Below are 3,198 nucleotides of genomic sequence, written 5' to 3' on the forward strand. Positions count from 1 at the left end.
AATGAGTGATGGTGCTGCTGATCGGTTGGTTGCCAACGATGGTTCAAAGGTTTCTTCACAAATCAGCGGCTGGTTGCATGATTTACGGCAGGGCAAACTCAAGCGCAGAGCGCTCACCCGTTTATTTTACTCAGATGCCTTTACACAAGGAACCACAGGTGACGATGCCAGCCTGGCCCTTGCTGCCAGTGGTTTTGTTCATGCCGAGGGATAAACCCTTCACCTACAGCCAAGGATAAAACATCTTGAATCTACCCAGAAAATGCAAATCGATTGGTAGATTCAAGCTGGTCGTACTGAATTTTTTTCGGCATGATACCTGTTATGGCTGCAACACGCCCTGTCGAAGTTATCCGTGGTTTTTGATAAATCCCTCATCGCAACCAAGTAGGTGGTATTTTTTATGGAGTATGTCTGTTCATTGGACGGTACAAATGCTTATGTCAACATCACCCATCTAGATGCGACCGATCCCCTCCCTCACCTGGTTGGCTTAGAAAAACAACTTGGAGAGCAGGGTGTCAAGCAGTTGCAGCTGGAGTTTACATCCAGCTTACCACCACCATTTGACCGCTTGGAAAAACTCGGATTTCAACAAAGTGCCAGCAGCACACAGACCTATCAGAAACAGGTTCATTATCAACGCGCTGTTCGGTTTTCAATCACAGAAAAATGTAACTATGCCTGCTTTTTCTGTCACGAAGAAGGCATGGAAATGACGAAAAAGCGCCAAGAAGCAGAAATGGATGCTCTTTTTAATGCTATTCGCCAGTTTGCAGTACTCGATTTTCAGGATTTTACTTTTACCGGAGGTGAGCCTCTTCTTAATCCTAGGAAAATTTTTGCTTGTTTGGATTTCATGGAATCCATCAACTATCTGCCAGAAATCACATTTGTATCAAACGGTTTAGCCATTACGGATAAACTACTAAGCCGTTTGAAAACATATCCCGGTAAAATTCGGTTTAATATTTCCATGCATAGCCTAGAGGAAACTGCCTACAACCGAATTGTTCAGGATATCCAAAAGCCTGATAAGCCCTTGAAGCACGACGAGTACAACCACGTAAAATCCAATCTGGAAAAGCTCCACTCGGCAAACATTCCATTCAAACTGAATATTGTACTGCTTAAAGACCTGAATACCTCAGATGAAGCGATACAAGCAATGATTGATTATGCTCTGAATCTGGGTGCGACACGCCTTAAGTTCTTGGAGCTGCTTTTAACACCAGAGCTTAATCATCTATATGGTTATTTTTATCGTTTGCAAGCATTAAAAGATCGACTGGCCGATCGACTTTCTCTGGTAGAGCGTAGCTTTAAACGTGATGTTTACCGCTTCGCTGACACACCACTTTTGCTTGAATTCCAGGAATGCACCTGTGCGCGTGGCTGTAACACCTGCCCTGTCAACAGAGCAGCAAACTTCACAGCAGAACTGAAGCTTTTCCCTTGCTTTCTTCACCCAGAAGATGACTACGATTTAACGCAAATGCCTTTGAGTGAAGCACTGAAGTTAGGTGAGCAAAAAATTCAGAAAATGGCGGATTATTTCGGTGACAATAGCCCGATCATTATCAGAGACCATTATCTAACCCAGCAAGAGACTTTTTTCTACTATTACGCACCTTCTGATGTCATCACTGAATTAAAACGACGCTGGTCGCTTGATACAAGACTGGAACGTCGCAGGGACTTTGAAGAGCACTACTTGTCACAGCGAAGTCTTGCCGGTGAGGATTTTTCACAGATTCATAAGTTAACGCTAAACAGTTATGACCAACATGCTCTGGAAATTGAACAGTCACATCAGGTATGTCAGAAAGGCAGTGGCCAGATTATCACGCACTTTCACTGCGATGGCAGAAAAGTACAGGATATGGAAAAGCAGCTGGAGCAACTGAAACAGCAAGGTCTTTCGCCGTTACTCTCATTGAACTGGACAATCCATTTCTATCGTGAATCAGCAGAACGAGAAGTAGAAGCACCGCAGGAACTGAGCATCAGCTTTAATCCTGAAAGCGGCCTATATTTCTTACGCTCCAGTGAACCTTTACAGCACGAGTCGCTGGATTTGCGTCCCCTTGACCGACCTTTACCTCTGTTTGTCAGCCAGAGGCTGAGACTGCTGTAACCTCTGCTGACTCAGTCAGCAGTATCACTAACCAAGCCACCGCTTGCAGATTTGTGTCGCTTTGATCTGGTGCTCTTCCTTGATATGTGCTGCCACAGTCACCACTGCAGCAGCAATGACTGCAGCATCATCCATATAGCCGATAACAGGTATCACATCAGGTATCAGATCCAAGGGTGAAATAAAGTACCCTAATGCACCGTAGATCACAGTCTTTGCCCAAACTGGCGTATCTTTATCGGCAGCAGCATAGTAGAGCTCCAAGCTTGGCTTGAGTACCTTTTGGCCAGCTTTGCGAGCAACACGACCCACCTTACTCCAGAACCCCTGATCTGAATAGTCAGCAGCAAACGATGCACCTACAGCATTAAGCTCCTCACTGGACATCTGATTGACTGAATCTGGCTTTTGCATGGTGTTCTCCTTGAGGCTTCTGTGTGATGCGCACATTATCTAACTTGTTACACCATTAAATCACACACCATAAATTTTTGAGCAGTCACAGCTCTACCTGAAGGATTTCATACTGACCAAGGCCAAAGCTGGTATTTTTGCCCAAGTGAGTATATTGCCCCAGCCACAGGTGCATAAGCCATGGGGTTAGATTACCTTCAAGGCTAACTGTGCCAATCAACCCATCCATCGGCATGGATGCTCCCTGTCGAGATGAATAGCGATGCCACTTGTGAACCGTTCCGTCAAATTGTAAATGCATCAGAGGATCCAGTGGCGGCATATCAACCAGAGTTTCAAGATAAGCCAATGAATACAGGTGTATTTTTCGATGCAGATTACGTAACAAATGGGCTGCATCCAGGGTTTCGCTATTGCAGTAACTGCCTTGTCGGCTAATTCGAGTTGGAGTCGTCATTTGCAGCACTACCCTGCCAGCCTCCTGAATCTGTGGGAGGCACAGTGGTGTCTGCTGGTGTTCTTGGACACCCGGCTGGTCTTCTGAAAAAACTTTTAGCCATTCATTCATACCTATCTCATACTCAACCCTTACCAGTTTTGCTCTTTTTTTCCCAGCACCAAAACCGACAGATCCCGCACGAATCCAA

Annotated in this window: 4 protein-coding genes; 2 read left to right on the plus strand and 2 right to left on the minus strand. The window is 45.3% G+C overall.

The annotated features are described in order from the left end of the window. Positions 1 to 214 (plus strand): hypothetical protein (locus IBX50_RS18930; RefSeq protein ID WP_292257957.1); only part of this gene is annotated, 214 nt, incomplete at its 5' end. Positions 215 to 421: 207 nt separating this feature from the next. Next, a complete protein-coding gene (locus IBX50_RS18935; RefSeq protein WP_292257958.1) occupies positions 422 to 2,137 on the plus strand; it encodes a radical SAM protein in 1,716 nt (571 codons plus the stop codon). 27 nt (positions 2,138 to 2,164) lie between these two features. On the opposite strand, the gene IBX50_RS18940 is transcribed toward IBX50_RS18935, so the two are convergent. After that, the gene (locus IBX50_RS18940; RefSeq protein ID WP_292257959.1) at positions 2,165 to 2,551 is read right to left on the minus strand and encodes a YkvA family protein; all 387 of its coding nucleotides are present in this window, start codon (positions 2,549 to 2,551) and stop codon (positions 2,165 to 2,167) included. A gap of 85 nt (positions 2,552 to 2,636) precedes the next feature. Continuing rightward, on the minus strand, positions 2,637 to 3,198 hold a 562-nt coding region (gene cas6 / locus IBX50_RS18945; protein WP_292257960.1), incomplete at its 5' end, for a CRISPR system precrRNA processing endoribonuclease RAMP protein Cas6.

The organism is Marinospirillum sp., assembly GCF_014859565.1.

What these genes read in the sequence shown, in the direction of transcription:
- IBX50_RS18940 (WP_292257959.1), bottom strand. Translation starts at nt 2,551, where the DNA reads ATGCAAAAGCCAGATTCAGTCAATCAGATGTCCAGTGAGGAGCTTAAT.